The organism is Vibrio sinus (genome assembly GCF_023634645.1).
In the GTDB taxonomy this organism is placed as follows: Bacteria; Pseudomonadota; Gammaproteobacteria; order Enterobacterales; family Vibrionaceae; genus Vibrio; species Vibrio sinus.
Map to the genome: position 1 here is coordinate 13,027 of NZ_JAMKMR010000026.1, position 17,206 is coordinate 30,232.

Genomic DNA, 17,206 nt, shown 5'->3' on the forward strand with positions numbered 1-17,206 from the left:
TTGTCTCAAACTGAAGCAGACGAGCTGACAGCGCAAGTTGTCACAGAATATTTAAAAGATAATCCTGATTTTTTTCTTCACCGACAGGATTTGGTTGAGCACTTGTCTTTGCCATCACAAGAGCAAGGAGCTGTTTCTCTTGTGCATGTTCAGATGACGCGTCAACGTCAGCGTATTGAAGACTTAGAGGAAGAAATTACTGCGTTAATGTCTTTAGCCGCTGACAACGACAAAACATTTCACGAATTCATGCAGTTGCAAGAACAGATATTAAAATGTCATGATTTATTTAGTGCTATCCAATGTATTGAAAACAAGGCACACAGCTTAGATCTGCAAGCCTATATTCGCCTTATCGATGTAGAAGAGCCACTTTATCAGTTCAGCCAGGTGAGTTATCAAAAATTTGCTAATCAGCACTTGAATGGTAAAGACGCCTTTCTAGGTAGATTGCGTAAAAGTGATCGACAAGCCTTGCTGGGTGAGCTTGGCTCTACACCCGATCTCGGTTCTTACGTCGTGCTTCCTTTGCTGCGCAAACAGGTGCTTGGACTGCTTATTTTCTCCAGTGATGATGGTGGCCACTTTCAACCTAGCATGGATACGTTATTTTTACGCCATTTAGCCTTGGTATTTTCGCATTTAGTGGAAACCTTACCTTGGAACTCTGTCGGAGGCGATAATGACCAACTCTCAAACGGTTCTTCCTAAACAATTGCAACATGCTCTAGAGCGATTTTATGAATATTTGAGGAGTGAAAAAGGGTTGAGTCTACACACTCAACGAAATTACAAGCAGCAATTAGAAACCATGGCTCAACACTTGTACGCGATGGGTGTGAGTGAGTGGCAGCAAGTCGATGCGTCTTGGGTGCGTCAGCTTGTGAGTAAGGGTAAGCGTGATGGCATGAAAGCCAGTAGCATTTCCACGCGCCTGTCGTCCTTGCGTAGTTTTTTTGACTTTCTTATTCGTCAAGGTGAGCTTGAAGCTAATCCCGCCAAAGGCGTCTCTGCACCTAGAAAGCGTCGGCCATTACCAAAGAATCTTGATGTGGATGAAGTTGGCCAACTACTGGAAGTTAATGAGGATGATCCGCTAGCGATCCGTGATCGTGCCATGATGGAACTGATGTATGGAGCTGGTCTGCGATTGGCAGAGCTTATCAGTATCAACGTCAAAGATGTGGGCTTTGGTAGTGGTGAAATTCGAGTGATTGGTAAAGGTGACAAAGAGCGTAAAGTTCCATTTTCTGGGCAGGCTAAAGAGTGGGTGGCACTGTGGTTGCGCGAGCGGCCAGATATGGCGAATGCGGACGAAAGCGCGTTGTTTGTCTCCAAATTAGGCGTGCGGATCTCTCATCGCAGCGTACAAAAGCGCATGGCAGAGTGGGGACAAAAACAATCTGTTGCCAGCCACATTAGCCCACATAAACTTCGCCACTCATTTGCCACTCATATGCTTGAGTCGAGCAACAACCTACGAGCCGTGCAAGAGTTGCTCGGTCATGAAAATATCTCGACCACTCAAATCTATACGCATCTCGATTTTCAACATCTTGCTCAAGTGTATGACCAAGCGCACCCTAGAGCGAAGAAGAAAGGGAAAGACTAGGCCATGTTACTGTATCGCCGACCCACTCAAATCCAAGCCATGACGTTCGATTTGGATGATACCTTGTATGACAACGGGCCGGTGATTCGAAGAGTAGAAACGCAGCTTAACAAATGGATGGCCCAGCACCACCCGCTTTACACTTTTCAGCCTTCGTCATGGTGGTTGGAATTGAAAAAGGAGCTGGTGGCGAGTGATCCCGCTTTGAAACACGACGTTTCGTTGTGGCGTCAGCGGCATTTAAGCCAAGGTCTGATGCGTTTAGGCTATTCGGCTGAGCAAGCTTCCCACGCGGCAGACGATGCTATGCTGCAAGTGATGCGTTGGCGAAGTGACTTCACTGTGCCGTCAATCAGCCATCACACCTTGCAAGAGCTATCCAAACGCTTTCCACTCGTTGCTATTACCAATGGTAACGTCGATGCTGACAAGATTGGCATTGGGCATTACTTTCAAAGTGTCTACAAATCCGGCATTGATGGTCGCGCTAAACCATGGGGTGATTTATTTGGAAAAGCTCAGCGTGATCTATCGGTTCCTCGTCATCGCATATTACATATCGGCGATGACTTAAATTCAGACGTGAACGGCGCGAAGCGTGCAGGCTATCAGGCATGTTGGCTAAATAATGGTCGCTCAAGTTTGTTTGGCGAGCGTAAGGCTCGTTCCTTGCCAGATATAGAAATACGTACCATCGATGAACTTCTTTTATTGCTTTAGAGCATGCCCGCTGCGGTCGGCTTGAAAAACCTTAAGATAGTGAGCAAAAAATGTCAGTAGCTTTTCTGCCTGCTGCGGGTAGTGATGATGTTTCAGTAGTTCACAGCCCACTTCGACGGTACACAAATGGCCCGTTTGTTGATTTCTTCTCAATGAGTAACGTGATTGCGAGAGCGTGGGGAGCGACACGGCTGGGATGTCACGCAGCCACGCACTTTTGTTGAGCATTTTCTTTGCTTCTTGCCACGTTCCATCCAGCACAATATATAAAGGTGTCTGGTTCGACTGGCTAAAATCCATCTCTGTAATTTGCGTGCTATCATCACTGGGAAAGACAAGTAAAGGTTGATAATTGGGCTGGCTTAGCCTCTGAATCAGTGATGCTGCTGGCGTTACTCTATCCCAAACGTATTGGTGGCAATTGGCTAATGAGTTGGCAAGTAGCTGGCCAGTATTGGTCGACCTAGCGACTTCGTTTGGGTGCACAAGCAATGCAATGTGAAGGTTGCTATCGAGCTTGGGCAACTCATGACACAAACACTGGTGGCGGAAGCCACAGCCGGGGCATGGTGTATTAAGTGTAGGGTGAGTCATACTAGGTAGAGTATCTCGATTATTTTTGCACAGGGTAGAGAGTTAGGCCGCCATCTGCAATCGAATAAAGGACATTGGCGACTTTTTCTTGTTTGGCGATGAGCTTGTGGCCATTCCAAGTAAAGATGCGCTGCGAGAGAAGGTTTTGTCGCTGGAGATGTGTCATTATCACTTGAACTTGGCTAGCGTTTAATTGTTGCCAGTATCCGGTTTCCACCCTATCTGCTTGACCATCACTGTATCGGTAAGTGGTTTGTGCAAAATGGTCTTTTCTTAGTTGAAGTGTCACGCTAAAGCTGCGCTTTTTCGTTGAAGAAGCCGCATAGCTGCCCACCCAGCGTGAACTTACATCCGTATTAGCCAATATTGAGCAGCCCTGGTAGGTTTCCTGATTGAGCCTCAGTTTGGCTATCCAGCTGGTTAAAAATTGTTGAGACTGATTGGTGCATGCCTGCTTAGACAAGATAAGCTGGCCATTGTCCAATTGATAAGAGCGGGTCTTTGGTGATATCGATGAACGGATAACTCGGACTTGCTGCGTAGGTTCGCTGGCAATATTGATATTTACCTCATTTGGAGAAAATGACAACGACCAGTTCGGCTGGCTGCCAAAAGCTCGAGTAGGCTTAGTAGGGGCATCACATAAACTGTATTTGAACTTAGATAGATAGTTGATGTTATCGACAACAAATTTAGCCGAATAACCAGCCCCTGAACCTATACTTGCGGGCTCAGTCAAATAGCCGAAGACTTCGGCATACATAGGTTGGTAGGGCCTGGTCTCAATCGTTTCCGCCATCTTTAACTGGGATTGAGACAATTGCAGCCAATATTGTTGAGTGCTGCCGCAGGGTGTCAGTGACCTCACTTCTGCTCCTAACACCACTTGGCCGCGGATGATAAAAGGCTGAGGTTGAATTGAGTTTGAATTGGATAACGTTGCAGGATAATGAGCAGGGCCACTCTTTGGGATAATCGAACAGCTTTGCACCATGAATAATGTCAGCAGTGCGACTGGGCATGTATAAGCCTTCATGCTATATCTCTCATTATCGAATGACTCGGAGTTTATTATGGCATATTGGCTATTTAAAACAGAACCCGATGAGTATTCAATTGATACTTTGAAGGAAGAAAATGTCTCTTGTTGGGAGGGGGTTAGAAATTATCAAGCGAGGAATTTATTGCGAGATCGAGTAAAACGAGGGGATTTGGTGTTTATTTATCACTCTTCGTGCAAAAACGTCGGCATTGCCGGCATCGCAAAGGTGGTGAAAGAGTCTTATCCCGATCATTTTGCTTTTGATGTGGAAAGCCACTACTACGACGCGAAGTCTAATCCTGATAAACCGACCTGGGTGATGGTAGATATCGAGTTTGTGCGTAAGCTGGACAGGTTAATTCCACTGAGTGAGTTAAAAACCATGCCGGAGCTGTCTGATCTACCCTTAGTTAAGCGAGGTAATCGGTTGTCTGTCATGCCAGTCAGTGATGATGAGTGGCAAGCGATAATGAGCCGCCACTGAGCCAATGGGTGACCAATTGGCCGACAGGCTAGCGTGTCGGCCATAGAGGGCTGAGTCTTGTGCTTTTAATCTAAAAGGTTACTTTTTAAGTAATGAGCGACGGCATCTTGGGTGTTGGAGCCAATGACTTCGTTTTCAGGCAGTGCACTAAATACTCTTTGGTGTGATGTGCCCATAACCAGGCCTTTTCCCACCATAGATAACATTTCAACATCGTTCATGCCATCACCAAAGGCAATACAGTTGTCGAGTGTGTATCCTAGTTTGTCCGCTACTACCTCGAGTGCTTCACCCTTAGAAACATCGCCAGCCATTATTTCGAGGCACTCTGGTGTGGAAAACGCCACATTGACCTGATCCCCAAAGCGTTCATTAAACTGTTTTTCAAATTTAGCCAAGTATTCATGACTTTGGTTGGGGTGGGTAAAAAACAGTTTAGAAATGCCAGTCGTCGGTGCGTTGTCGACATCGAAAAGCTGAAAAGAAAATCCTGAGCTGCTATTAAATCGCTTGAGCGCTTCGTCTTTTTTATTGATTAACCAGTCGTCATTACGATACAGATTGATATTGATGTCTGGCTCTTGCTTAACCATATCGATGATCGATTGCACCAAGTGTTCAGGTACATTGTGACTAAAGATTAAATTGTCTTGAGGATCATGCACTCTTGCGCCGTTAGAGGTCACCATATAAGCAGGAATGGCTGCAATTTCACGAATACCCGCTACATCGACATGATGGCGACCAGTGGCGAACACAAAGATATAGCCTGAATCGTGCAGTTGTTTTAGTGTTTGCTGAGTAAATGGGCTCAGCTGATGGTTGGGTTGCAAAAGCGTTCCATCTAAATCAGATGCGACAATATGAATTGGTGTGGTGCGGTTGTTGACCATGTTGCCCTCATGTCAATGACGAGGCGTAGACTCGGCATTTCGTTGTTCTTACGGTCAGTTTACGCCATTTAGGCGCGTAAAAAGAGGGCAAAAGTTGGCGCGAATATTTCCCTTTTTAGTGGCTGTCGAAAAAATCAAGCAAGCGGTTCAATGCCTGATTTCGATAGCGATCTTGTTCAAACAAGATCTCGTGTCTTGCATCGTCAATACAAAGCATTTCACACTGAAAGTTGGTTTTTTTTAGTTTGTTGAAAAACTTGTTTTGACTCCGATTGGAGACAATTTTGTCATTGCCCCCTTGGATGATTAGGACTGGCGCTTGGATATGACGTGACATTTGTAAGCACTGTTTAGCGGCCATTAGGCCTTGCCAAACCCAGCGTACGCTAGGCCCTCCGACTTTTAATTCAGGTTTGGATTCATACAAATCGCGAAACCAGCTATAGCGTAATTCACTTTGTGATAATCGATTGTCTACAAATGGCATTGCATAGTATTTACTGTAACCCGGTGCGTAACTTGGTTTACTCGAAAAAGCGGTAGCGATTTGGGCAGTCGGGATAGCGAAAGGCTGTAGCCAGAGAGGAAATGGAATGCCATACATAGGTGCAATAAGCCCGACGGCATCAAAATCATGATTGGTGTAGGTTTGCAGATAGCGGGTGGAAATCGTAGAGCCCATGGAATGCGCGAGCAAGTATTTTTTATGGTAGTTATCTAATCCAAAGGACTGTAATAACTGCGACATATCTTCGATGTAGTCATTAAAATCATACACATAGCCCATCTCATGATCTTTGACTAACCGATCAGACAGGCCCTGTCCTCTATGGTCAAAAGAATAAATGTCGTAACCGTGCTGGAAGAGCTCATAAAACAGTTCCTGGTACTTCCAGCAGGACTCAATGCGTCCATTCACGACGACGATGGCTTTGCTGTGTTCAGGCGAGCATAATTTACACCAATACAGTTTTGCATTATCGATACGCGAAATAGTAAAGCCTTCCTCCCGCTCATCCCATAACTCGCCGATTGCTTCGTTGACGAGGTAGGTGAAATTATTTTCTTGTGTATAAAGCACTCGATTTTCCATGCAAAGCTAGCTCAATGTCATTGGATTTATGTAAAGAAACCTTAGGATTATGTGCGTGTTAGTTGATGATGTCGAGCATGTCGATGAGAAACCTTAAGCCGTCGCCAATATTGAACATTATATGACAGGGCATATTTTTTATTGACGAGTTGGTGCTTATTATTCAATATATATGGAAATTCATATATGCAAATGTTGTTATGTTACCACATCAATTTTTTAAACTGCTGGCAGATGAAACTCGGGTACGGATTCTGATGCTTATTGTTCGTGAGCAATGTCTGTCTGTCGGAGAGTTAACTGAAGCACTGCAAGTCAGCCAGCCTAAGATTTCTCGACATTTAGCTCAGCTAAGATCGAGCGGGGTGCTGGTGGATTTACGTCAAGGACAGTGGGTATTTTACCGAATCAGTACTGAGCTGCCTGGCTGGATGAATAAGCTCATTCACCAGTTGGTCGACTCCAATTGTTTAAGTTCAGAGTATCAACAAGATATTGAGCGAATTCATGCCATGAAAAATAGGCCAGTGTGTTGTCAGTAATCAACTTGAGGAGAAGTTCACAATGACAATTAAAGTAGGAATTAATGGTTTTGGTCGTATTGGTCGTTTAGCTCTTAGAGCGGCGTTTGATTGGCCTGAGCTTGAATTTATAAAGATTAATGATGTGGCTGGTGATGCATCGACGTTAGCACATTTATTAGAGTTCGACTCGATTCAAGGTCGTTGGCAGCATCAAGTGAAAGCAGCTGGACAATCATTGCAGATTGCCAATACACAAATTGCTGTATTTCAGGAAAAGAACATCAATGATGTGGATTGGTCGGACTGTGATGTAGTCATTGAATCAACGGGCGTTCATCGTAAAACGGCCTACCTTACTCAATATTTGGCGCAAGGCGTAAAAAGGGTCGTGGTCAGTGCGCCAGTAAAAGAGCCCGGCATTGCCAACATTGTCGTTGGTGTTAATGAGCACATATTTAACCCTGAAGAGCACCGTATTGTCACAGCTGCGTCTTGTACAACCAACTGTATTGCTCCTGTGGTTAAGGTGATTCACGAAAAACTAGGTATTGAACAGTCCTCTTTTACTACTATTCATAACCTGACCAATACTCAAAGCATATTGGATGCGCCACACAAAGACTTGCGTCGCGCTAGAGCTTGCGGGGAAAGCTTGATTCCAACTACAACGGGCAGTGCAACGGCGATTGTAGAAATTTTCCCTGAGCTGAAAGGAAAAATTGATGGTCATGCGGTGCGAGTTCCACTGGCGAACGCATCACTGACGGATATTATTTTTGATGTTAAGCGTGATACCAGTGTTGAAGAGGTCAACGCTCTACTCAAAGAAGCATCACAAGGTGAACTACAAGGCATTCTAGGCTATGAAGAGCGTCCTTTGGTATCGATAGATTATAAAGGTGATGATCGTTCGACCGTTGTTGATGCGTTGTCAACCATGGTGGTAGGAACGCGAATGGTGAAAGTCTACGCCTGGTACGATAACGAGATGGGCTACGCAACACGTACCGCCGAGCTGGTTAAAAAAGTGGGCCAAGCCTGATAAGGCTTATCGTTGAGCGAATAAGGAACCAAAGAAAACCATGTTGTCTTCGCTAGATAAAAGTGTTCGCCAGTACATGTTGGTGACGTTTAATTATTGGAATTTCACATTAACCGACGGTGCGCTGCGAATGTTAGTGGTGCTGTATTTCTACGATCTTGGCTACTCAACCTTGGAAATCGCATCACTGTTTCTGTTTTATGAGTTTTTTGGTGTGGTGACAAATTTAATCGGTGGCTGGTTAGGTGCGCGGATGGGGCTCAATCGCACAATGAATATTGGCCTGGCTTTGCAAATTGTCGCTTTGACCATGCTTGCGGTTCCTAGCGCTTGGCTAGCCATCCCTTGGGTTATGGCTGCTCAAGCTATATCTGGTATTGCAAAAGACTTAAATAAAATGAGTGCTAAGAGCGCCATTAAAACTTTGGTTCCAGAAGATAAGCAAGGGGCGTTGTACCATTGGGTGGCCATTTTAACTGGGTCTAAAAACACGTTAAAAGGCGTGGGCTTTTTTCTGGGAGGCCTGCTATTGACCTTGGTAGGCTTTAAGCTGGCTGTCTTGATGATGGCAGCTGTTTTGCTCACTGTTTTAATTGGCAGTTTGGTCTGGTTGGAAAGTGATTTAGGTAAAGCCAAGAGTAAACCAAAATTCACGCAGATTTTTTCCAAATCTGGTCCGGTGAATACCTTATCTGCCGCACGTTTATTTTTATTTGGCGCACGCGATGTGTGGTTTGTGATTGCCTTACCTATCTATTTGGGCACTGTGTTTGGCTGGGATCACTTATTGGTCGGCGGATTTATTGCTATTTGGGTGATGGCTTACGGTATTGTTCAAGGGTTGGCTCCAAAACTGACGGGCAAAGCAAAAGGCCAGGTTCCAGATGGGCGAGCTGTGATCATTTGGGCTATATCGTTGACACTGGTGACTGCTGTGGTCGCCTATCTAGTCCAAATAGGTTGGCAACCAGAAGTGGTGATAGTGATTGGCCTGATGATATTTGGCGCTTTTTTTGCGATTAACTCGTCCCTGCATTCTTATTTAATCGTGAGCTATGCTAAGGGTGATGGCGTGTCACTTGATGTAGGCTTTTATTATATGGCTAACGCTCTAGGGCGCCTGATTGGTACAGTACTGTCTGGTTGGGTATTCCAAGTCGGCGGTATTGTGCCATGCCTGTGGGTTTCTTTCTCATTCCTGTTGGCAGCAAGTCTTATTTCAATCAAATTGCCAAGGCTCAAGTCTTTACAAGTTACTCAGTAAATCGGTCAAGTGAATTCATTGCTACAGATCGAGTTGCCTGTATATGTAGCTTGAGGTTATGGCGGGATAAACCATAATAGAGTTAGGTTTATTGGAAATGGAAGCCAACCATGACTGATATTGAAAAAGTGATCCTGCAAACTCGTAAAATAGAGTCGTTGCTGCGTTTGCAATATCACGCAGAAGGTAAGAGCTTAGATGAGTTAATTACTAGCTGCGAAGAGCGCCTTCCTCATGATGTTATCGATAAATTGCGTTATGTCGCCATGACGTATGACAAAGTTGTACACGAAGATGAATTTCAACCTGAGTTGGGGCGGCAGTTTTTATCAGTTTGTCACGATTGTGAAAAAGAGCTGACACCAAGAAGTGGTCGTTTTATCTGGCGAGTGGCCATTTCTCTAATGGCCTTGATAACCGTCATGGCCATTGCGTTTTACTATGCTCACTGGGATGAATTAACTAAACATATCATAGTCAAACCTTAGGGCTCATAGGAAACCAAAAACAAAAAAGGACGCGAAAGCGTCCTTTTTTGTTTTTAATTTAGGTTAGTAAATCATCGGCAGAGCGGTGACGAAACCGAGTATCAATGCGATTATTACAAGACCTTGTTTTTGTGAAGAAGAAAACATAGCACTGCTCCTATTTATTGATGAATGACTGTATGTTTTACATACTAGCATTGTTTTTGAGGTGAGATCAAACTTTATGGGCTAAAGTTTTCAAAAAAACAAATAAAAGTGTCCTGATAGGCAGTGTTTTTCGGGTTTTTCTATGTTTTTTGTGAGTGTGTTTTATGTGCGATCTACAAAAACTAGCCATTTTTGTCTGATAACTGGATGAAAATTAATGCTTTATTATGTGATCGTTTACTGCTCTATTAAATTATTTGTTTTTTTGGCCTTTAAGTAAATATATTGTCAGTTTTCTGCGTAATTTGATTTTATAATTAAATTTATGCGGCTTTTTCTGTGAAAATCTTTTTATTGGTATGACCACTAGCCAATTTTGGCCTGATTTCTTTCTATGTATCGGTTTGGTGGAGCAAAGGCCTGTATGGGTAGATCTGGTTAACTATTTGAATGTAATATATTGAAAAATAGGATTATATTGGTTTGTTGTTTGTAGTTTACTTATCAAGTTTTACCGTGAAATGGCCTTTCTTGCTAGGTGCTTATTGAAAATATAAAGCCGCAGCATAACTGTGGTGGAAAAGCGTGATTTATAGCGATAAGAACAATGACACACCAGTCAGGCAGCGAATGCGGATGCATTTTTTTGCTAAGAAAAGGGTAAATGGACAATGAGAGCTGGCGAAATGGCCTGTATTGTTGCTATATTCCCCACTATGTATTGTGTCAACTACTAGAGTGATTTGATGGATATCATCTCTGTCTCCGTGATGCTGTTTTTGATCATGGATCCAATGGGAAACCTCCCCATTTTTTCATCCGTGTTACGTCATGTTGAAAAGAAGAGAAGGCGCAAGGTTTTGATGCGAGAGCTGTTAATTGCACTCGCGATCATGCTTTTATTTCTATATTCTGGCGAGCGAATTTTAAGCTTTTTGTCGTTGCAGCAAGAGGCCATTACGATATCTGGCGCCATCATTTTATTCTTGATTTCTTTAAAGATGATATTCCCAAGCAAGGATGGCTCTTTTGGCTTAGCGGCAGGAGAAGAACCATTTATCGTACCACTGGCGATCCCTATGTTGGCCGGGCCTTCTATTTTGGCAACACTGATTCTTATCTCCCATCAAAAGCCAAATCAAGTAGGGGAGTTAGCTATCGCGGTGATCATTGCCTGGGCGGCTTCATCGTTTATTTTGATGCTTGGAGAGGTGTTTGAAAAGATTGTCGGGCCCAAGGGGCTGGCTGCTATCGAGAGGTTGATGGGGATGTTGCTACTGATGATATCGGTGCAAATGTTCCTAAATGGAATTCTGAGCTATATCGAACAGTTACATACCATCGTTAAATAGTGGCGTGTAAAGCAATAGCACATGCGAAAAGAGCTAGGGTGATTGATATGGACCCTAGCTCTTTGTCGTTAAGTGAGGTGTTTTCTGCGGATATCCAGTAGGGAGAAAATGCCGAAAATTAAGATAGACCACTTTTCCCAACTGCTCATATTGATCTTATCGCCGAAAGCGCCAATAAAAATCGCCATTTGTAATCCATGCATAATAAAAAGAAACGCAGTCATGATGTATAACACAACGGCTGATTTGCCTGGAAACGGATGAAATATGTTGGCAATCAGAACCAACCATACAAAGGTGATGGCGGCTTTCGCTAAAAAGATGAGTACTTTCATTTAGGTGTCCTTGTATACAGCCGATAGCAGACTTGACCTGCGGTTTTTTCCCTATGCAACTGCCAGTTATTTGGTAGCTCATGCATCGTTAGCTCTTTCTCTGTCTCAATATAAATCAAAGCATCATCGGTAAGCCAGTTATTTGCCTCTAATAAAGCGACTGTTTCTTCAAGTAAGCCCTGACGAAAAGGAGGATCGATGAATACAATATGTTGCGGCTCTCCTGGTTGGCTAAGAAAGGTGAGTGCATCTTCATTAATAGCGCTGATGGTATTGGTTTTCAATGACTGAATATTGGTTTTAATTTGCTGATATGCTTTTTGGTTGAGTTCAACCAAGGTGACGTGTTCTGCTTGTCGTGATGCAGCTTCAAAGCCAAGGCCACCACTACCAGCAAACAAATCTAAACATCGGGCGTTGGCAATGTCGCAAGCGAGCCAGTTAAAAAGAGTTTCTTTTACTCTGTCTGTTGTGGGCCGAAGTCCTTCAGCGTCATGTACTGGCAGTTTACGCCCTCGCCACAAGCCACTGATGATTCTTACTTGTCCAAGTGGTGTGCTTTTTTTAGATGTGTTTTGTTTACGACGTTTTACCATAGATTCTTTGACCGCAAATAAAGTGATACTATACAGAGCTACCAGATGCTGAGCATTTGGTGAACACCCCAAATTGTACAATGACAAAGCCTATCAATCTAATGCGAAAGTTTTCATGGCTTTGTCATTTATCTTTTCTCAAGGCGTGATAATTCTTTGAGAGAAGAGTCATAGTAAGAATATGTAGATCTAGGATATCTCCAGATGACGGAAAAAAAGAAGCGCGGATTACTTTCATGGCTTGGCTTTGGTGATGAAGAAAAGGCCGCATCACCAGTAGAAGATGCGAAACAAGAGCAGCAAACTGAAGAATCACAAACCGCTCAGTTAGAAGAAGACATTGAATTAAATCAGGCTGAGCCTGAAACTGCCCTAGCAGAAGCAGAAGCAGAAGCAGAAGCAGAAGCAGAAGCAGAAGCAGAAGCAGAAGCAGAAGCAGAAGCAGAAGCAGAAGCAGAAGCAGAAGCAGAAGCAGAAGCAGAAGCAGAAGCAGAAGCAGAAGTCCCAGTAAAAGCCAAAGAGCAAGAGAAACCCACTGAGAGCTTTTTTGCTCGCTTAAAGCGCAGCTTAAGCCGGACAAAAGCGAACATTGGTGCGGGATTCTTTGGGCTGTTTAAAGGTAAACAAATTGATGATGAGTTGTTTGAAGAGTTAGAAGAACAACTGCTTATTGCTGATGTGGGCATGGACACCACAGTTAAAATTATCGATAGCCTAACTGAAAAAGCATCGCGTCAAGATCTAAAAGATGGCGAGGCCCTATATGGTTTGCTTAAAGAAGAGATGGCAGACATCTTGTCTCAAGTGGAACAACCATTGGTGGTAGAGGAAAGCAAAAAGCCTTATGTGATCTTGATGGTTGGCGTAAACGGTGTAGGTAAGACAACGACAATAGGCAAGCTGGCAAAGCAATTCCAATCTCAAGGTAAAAAAGTGATGTTGGCGGCGGGTGACACCTTTAGAGCAGCAGCGGTTGAGCAGCTGCAAGTTTGGGGTGAAAGAAATAACGTTCCTGTGATTGCCCAGCATACTGGCGCTGATAGTGCTTCGGTGATTTACGATGCGATTGAAGCGGCAACGGCCCGTGGCGCGGATGTCGTGATTGCTGATACCGCTGGTCGATTACAAAACAAAAGTAACCTAATGGAAGAACTACGTAAAATCGTACGAGTGATGAAGAAAGTCGATGATTCAGCTCCTCACGAAATTATGCTAACTCTGGATGCAGGTACAGGGCAAAATGCGATAAGCCAAGCAAAACTGTTTAGCGAAGTTGCGCCTTTGACGGGGATAACTCTGACTAAGTTGGATGGGACGGCAAAAGGTGGCGTTATATTCGCTATCGCTGATCAATTCCAAATACCTATTCGCTTTATTGGTGTTGGTGAAGGAATTGATGATCTACGTCCATTTGAGACTCAAGAATTCATAGACGCGCTATTTAGTAGAGAAGAATAAGCACATTGAATCAGTAAGGATAGTCCTAACAAGACTTGAAACACAAAGAGGAAATTTGAGTGATTACATTTCAACAGGTGAGTAAGGCTTATCGAGGAGGAAGGCAAGCTTTACAAAAAGTTGATTTCCAATTGCGCCGAGGTGAGATGGCTTTTTTAGGCGGCCACTCGGGCGCTGGCAAGAGTACCTTATTGAAATTGATTTGTGCCATTGAAAGGCCTACGGCGGGTAAGATTGGTTTCAACGGCCACGATATTACTCAAATTCCTAATAAAGATATTCCTTATTTAAGGCGCAATATAGGTATTGTCTTTCAAGATCATCGACTGTTAATGGATCGCTCTGTGTACGACAATGTTGCCTTACCGATGAGAATTGAATCGATCTCTGAAACGGATATTCGCAAACGGGTATCCGCAGCGCTCGATAAAACGGGCTTACTCGATAAGGTACGTTGCTTACCAAGCCAACTATCTGGTGGTGAACAGCAAAGAGTCGGGATTGCTCGTGCTGTGGTGAATAGGCCGACCTTGCTGCTTGCAGATGAGCCCACTGGAAACTTAGACCCTGAACTGTCTAACCGAGTGCTTAAATTGTTCGAAGAATTTAATCGTGCTGGCGTGACGATTTTGCTTGCCACTCATGATATTGGCTTGGTCAATACTCGTCCTCAATATCGTCATTTGGAGCTAAACCAAGGGTTCTTAAGTGAGGTTGAAGACTATGGGCGTTAATGTAAAAAGAAAAAATGGTGCCAATAGCCGTACCCCAGCCGGGCCTAAAACAGATGGCTTTTTTAAGGTACATATTAAGCAGGCTAAAGCCTCTTTTTCTGAATTGTGGCAGCGGCCTTTAGGTAACATTCTCACTTTGGCTGTCATATCAATGGCACTTGCTATGCCGTCATGCCTGTATTTGATAGGAAAAAATATTGCGCTTGCCGCGAGTAAAGTGGCCAATCCATCTCAGGTCAGTGTTTATTTAAGTGAGCAAGTGACTGACGCGAAGGCCATGGTTTTAAAAGATAAAATCGAAGGCTGGAGTGATGTAAAAACAGTGAAATACATTTCTCCTCAGCAAGGCTTGGCAGATCTCAGTAAGTACTCTGGCTTTGATCAGGCCATCAGCTTACTTGATGACTACTCTCTACCTGGCGTGCTGGAAGTGGTGCCAAACCAAGATACCAAGCAAGCGACGGAGCAGTTAGCCCAAAAAATAAAAGGCGAGCAGGATGTCACCGATGTTCGCCTTGATGAAGACTGGCTTGCTCGGCTAGATGCGATTCGTGCGGTGGTGTTAGCCATTGTCATCACTTTATCTATCCTCATGCTAGGTTCTGTCTTTTTGATCGTGGGTAACACGCTTAGATTTAATGTGTTAGCCAATAAAGAAGAGATTCAGACCATGAAGCTGATAGGGGCGACAGATAGTTATATTTTGCGGCCCTATTTGTACTCCGGCTTATGGTTTGGCTTTCTTGGTGCTTTGATAGCCTGGGTGCTGACATTTATTATTACCATTTTACTTGAAAGCAGTGTGGATCAATTGTCTAAGCTATACGATAGTCAATTTAGTCTTGTTGGGCTGGGATTTGAAGAATCCATCATCTTATTGATGCTTGGTATCTTTTTAGGTGGCCTAGCTGCAAAGGTATCTGCTCAGCGACATTTAAGAGAAATTGAACCTGTTTAGCGCGTGAATGTCATACTTTTGACATGTAAATACGGCAGCATACTTTAGCTCTTGTATAGAGCCAGAGTTTATGCATAATAACTCTCTCCCTGCTTGAATCTTGTTCATGTTCGGTTCAAGATTAACGGGGTATAAACACGATATATCAGTTTGAAATCGAGGATTTGAATGACAAGCCAAGCTTATCCAGTTGCTTTAGTTACCCAAGATAGCCTAGACAGCTATATTCGTTCAGTGAACAGCTACCCAATGCTGACTGCTGAAGAAGAGCGTAGCTTAGCCGAGCGATTACACTACAACGGCGAGATAGAGGCAGCGAAAGGCCTGATTCTGTCCCACCTAAGGTTTGTTGTGCACGTTGCGCGTGGTTACTCTGGCTATGGGCTGCCTATGGCAGATCTCGTTCAGGAAGGTAACATTGGCTTGATGAAAGCTGTTAAGCGCTTTAACCCAGAAGTGGGCGTTCGCTTAGTGTCTTTTGCCGTGCATTGGATCAAAGCTGAAATTCACGAATACGTTTTGCGTAACTGGCGAATTGTTAAGATTGCCACCACCAAAGCACAGCGTAAACTGTTCTTCAACCTGCGTAAGTCTAAAAAGCGTTTAGGTTGGTTCAACAATGGTGAAGTGGAAACCGTGGCTCGTGAATTAGGTGTTGAACCTTCTGAAGTCCGTGAGATGGAATCTCGTTTGGCGGCACAAGATGCCGCGTTTGAAATGCCGTCAGAAGACGATGATTCAAGCGTTTCTTATACGGCACCTATGATGTACCTCGAAGACAAACATTCTGATGTAGCAGATAATGTTGAAGCGGCCAACTGGGAAGCGCATACGAATAATCGCTTAGGTTTGGCGCTGTCCAGCCTAGATGAGCGGAGCCAACATATCGTACGCTCTAGATGGTTGGATGAAGAAAAGTCGACCTTGCAAGATCTTGCAGAAACGTATGGCGTGTCTGCAGAGCGAATTAGGCAACTAGAAAAGAACGCCATGAAAAAGCTTAAGCTTGCGGTTGGAGAAATCTAGTTTAACCATCGTTTTAGACGACTGAAACCGAATCATTGAAAGCCGAGATCGAAGGATCTCGGTTTTGTCGTTTTATGCGCGACTCAATAGGTATACCTATTGCTTTCATTTATCTAAACAAAACCGATTGTTTTGTCCCATTTATTGTTTCTCAGGTGGGAGAGCATCAACATCTTGTGGCGAAAGATCATTGATTTTAGATCTTGATAAGTCTTTTTTCTGTGGGTAAGTCTGTGAGGTTTTTTATCAGAAAATACTCAAATCCTGTACTCATAAAGGCTGATAGCGAGTGTATGATTGGGGATAATCTAAGAATTACTCACATATAAATAAGGATCATTACTATATGTAGTGGTCATTTTGATCTTAAACCACTTTATTCACATAACTCACAGCCTTATCCACAAATGGTGTTAAAACGATCAATGGTGGATAACCTTTGTTTACTAATGTATTTGTCTTGTTCTGGATAGGTTAAACTTGAGCAATGCATATCCACTTCGAATAGATAGGAGTAAAGGTGGACCAATTTAAGCACATAAACGTAACCGACGCGCACGCTTTGATAAGCAAAGGTGAGGCGAAGCTGGTTGATATCCGAGATGCTCAATCCTTTGGCCAAGCTCGATCTGCCTCCTCGTTCCACTTAACCAATGATAGCTTGGTTGAATTTATGAATGACAACGAGTTTTCTACACCAATTCTAGTGATGTGTTATCACGGAATCAGTAGCCAAGGTGCGGCACAGTACTTGGTCAATCAAGGATTTGAGCAAGTGTATAGTATTGATGGTGGCTTCGAGGCTTGGCAACGTGCCAACCTTCCTATCGAACGCAACTAGAGA

20 protein-coding genes are annotated in these 17,206 nt (G+C 43.7%); 14 read left to right on the forward strand and 6 right to left on the reverse strand.

All coding sequences use genetic code 11. The features are described from left to right. From M9194_RS19185 to yigB, 3 genes are read left to right on the forward strand one after another with little or no spacing between them, the layout of a single operon-like run. Positions 1-711: a DUF484 family protein gene (locus M9194_RS19185; protein ID WP_250614310.1), complete on the forward strand. Its 711-nt coding sequence runs from the start codon at positions 1-3 to the stop codon at positions 709-711. Next, complete coding sequence (xerC, locus tag M9194_RS19190) at positions 683-1,612, forward strand: tyrosine recombinase XerC (RefSeq protein WP_250614311.1); 930 nt, start codon at positions 683-685, stop codon at positions 1,610-1,612. Before M9194_RS19185 ends, xerC begins: the two co-directional genes overlap by 29 nt. A gap of 3 nt (positions 1,613-1,615) precedes the next feature. Further along, complete coding sequence (gene yigB / locus M9194_RS19195) at positions 1,616-2,332, forward strand: 5-amino-6-(5-phospho-D-ribitylamino)uracil phosphatase YigB (protein WP_250614312.1); 717 nt, start codon at positions 1,616-1,618, stop codon at positions 2,330-2,332. On the opposite strand, the gene M9194_RS19200 is transcribed toward yigB, so the two are convergent. Next, entirely contained in the window at positions 2,321-2,926 is a 606-nt protein-coding gene (locus M9194_RS19200; RefSeq protein WP_250614313.1) for a tRNA-uridine aminocarboxypropyltransferase, read from the reverse strand. The two genes, yigB and M9194_RS19200, sit on opposite strands and share 12 nt — an antisense overlap. A 19-nt stretch (positions 2,927-2,945) precedes the next feature. Further along, positions 2,946-3,962 carry a hypothetical protein gene (locus M9194_RS19205; RefSeq protein ID WP_250614314.1) on the reverse strand — a complete coding sequence of 339 codons (1,017 nt, stop codon included), beginning with the start codon at positions 3,960-3,962 and terminating at the stop codon, positions 2,946-2,948. A 37-nt stretch (positions 3,963-3,999) separates the two neighbouring features. Here M9194_RS19205 and M9194_RS19210 point away from each other — a divergent pair, with 37 nt between their 5' ends. Further along, complete coding sequence (locus M9194_RS19210; RefSeq protein WP_250614315.1) at positions 4,000-4,452, forward strand: EVE domain-containing protein; 453 nt, start codon at positions 4,000-4,002, stop codon at positions 4,450-4,452. 65 nt (positions 4,453-4,517) lie between these two features. Here M9194_RS19210 and M9194_RS19215 read toward each other — a convergent pair whose 3' ends face one another. Then, a complete protein-coding gene (locus M9194_RS19215; protein ID WP_250614316.1) occupies positions 4,518-5,345 on the reverse strand; it encodes a Cof-type HAD-IIB family hydrolase in 828 nt (275 codons plus the stop codon). 115 nt (positions 5,346-5,460) lie between these two features. Beyond that, positions 5,461-6,426, reverse strand: a complete 966-nt coding sequence (locus M9194_RS19220; RefSeq protein WP_431769428.1) for an alpha/beta fold hydrolase — start codon at positions 6,424-6,426, stop codon at positions 5,461-5,463. Positions 6,427-6,638: 212 nt separating this feature from the next. Here M9194_RS19220 and M9194_RS19225 point away from each other — a divergent pair, with 212 nt between their 5' ends. The 5 genes from M9194_RS19225 to M9194_RS19245 all read left to right on the forward strand — a co-directional run bounded on the left by M9194_RS19225 (position 6,639) and on the right by M9194_RS19245 (position 11,255). After that, positions 6,639-6,980: a metalloregulator ArsR/SmtB family transcription factor gene (locus M9194_RS19225; RefSeq protein WP_250614318.1), complete on the forward strand. Its 342-nt coding sequence runs from the start codon at positions 6,639-6,641 to the stop codon at positions 6,978-6,980. A 22-nt stretch (positions 6,981-7,002) separates the two neighbouring features. After that, the gene (locus M9194_RS19230) at positions 7,003-8,004 is read left to right on the forward strand and encodes an ArsJ-associated glyceraldehyde-3-phosphate dehydrogenase (protein ID WP_250614319.1); all 1,002 of its coding nucleotides are present in this window, start codon (positions 7,003-7,005) and stop codon (positions 8,002-8,004) included. 40 nt (positions 8,005-8,044) lie between these two features. Continuing rightward, the gene (gene arsJ / locus M9194_RS19235; protein ID WP_250614320.1) at positions 8,045-9,268 is read left to right on the forward strand and encodes an organoarsenical effux MFS transporter ArsJ; all 1,224 of its coding nucleotides are present in this window, start codon (positions 8,045-8,047) and stop codon (positions 9,266-9,268) included. 110 nt (positions 9,269-9,378) lie between these two features. Next, entirely contained in the window at positions 9,379-9,756 is a 378-nt protein-coding gene (locus M9194_RS19240) for a DUF4145 domain-containing protein (RefSeq protein WP_250614321.1), read from the forward strand. Positions 9,757-10,649: 893 nt separating this feature from the next. Further along, the gene (locus M9194_RS19245) at positions 10,650-11,255 is read left to right on the forward strand and encodes a YhgN family NAAT transporter (protein ID WP_284676651.1); all 606 of its coding nucleotides are present in this window, start codon (positions 10,650-10,652) and stop codon (positions 11,253-11,255) included. A gap of 68 nt (positions 11,256-11,323) precedes the next feature. Here M9194_RS19245 and M9194_RS19250 read toward each other — a convergent pair whose 3' ends face one another. Next, positions 11,324-11,590, reverse strand: coding sequence for a DUF1145 domain-containing protein (locus M9194_RS19250; RefSeq protein WP_250614323.1), 267 nt, complete (start codon positions 11,588-11,590; stop codon positions 11,324-11,326). After that, complete coding sequence (gene rsmD / locus M9194_RS19255; protein ID WP_250614324.1) at positions 11,587-12,186, reverse strand: 16S rRNA (guanine(966)-N(2))-methyltransferase RsmD; 600 nt, start codon at positions 12,184-12,186, stop codon at positions 11,587-11,589. The genes M9194_RS19250 and rsmD overlap by 4 nt, the downstream gene beginning before the upstream one ends. A 204-nt stretch (positions 12,187-12,390) precedes the next feature. On the opposite strand from rsmD, the gene ftsY reads away from it, so the two are divergent. The 5 genes from ftsY (at position 12,391) to glpE (ending at position 17,203) form a co-directional block, all read left to right on the forward strand. Beyond that, on the forward strand, positions 12,391-13,644 hold the full coding sequence (gene ftsY / locus M9194_RS19260) for a signal recognition particle-docking protein FtsY (RefSeq protein WP_250614325.1): 1,254 nt from the start codon (positions 12,391-12,393) through the stop codon (positions 13,642-13,644). 59 nt (positions 13,645-13,703) lie between these two features. After that, positions 13,704-14,378, forward strand: a complete 675-nt coding sequence (gene ftsE, locus M9194_RS19265) for a cell division ATP-binding protein FtsE (protein ID WP_250614326.1) — start codon at positions 13,704-13,706, stop codon at positions 14,376-14,378. Next, entirely contained in the window at positions 14,368-15,336 is a 969-nt protein-coding gene (gene ftsX, locus M9194_RS19270; protein ID WP_250614343.1) for a permease-like cell division protein FtsX, read from the forward strand. Before ftsE ends, ftsX begins: the two co-directional genes overlap by 11 nt. 168 nt (positions 15,337-15,504) lie before the next feature. Further along, entirely contained in the window at positions 15,505-16,362 is an 858-nt protein-coding gene (rpoH, locus tag M9194_RS19275) for an RNA polymerase sigma factor RpoH (protein WP_250614327.1), read from the forward strand. A gap of 520 nt (positions 16,363-16,882) precedes the next feature. Further along, on the forward strand, positions 16,883-17,203 hold the full coding sequence (gene glpE / locus M9194_RS19280; protein ID WP_250614328.1) for a thiosulfate sulfurtransferase GlpE: 321 nt from the start codon (positions 16,883-16,885) through the stop codon (positions 17,201-17,203). The last annotated feature ends 3 nt before the right edge of the window (positions 17,204-17,206 follow it).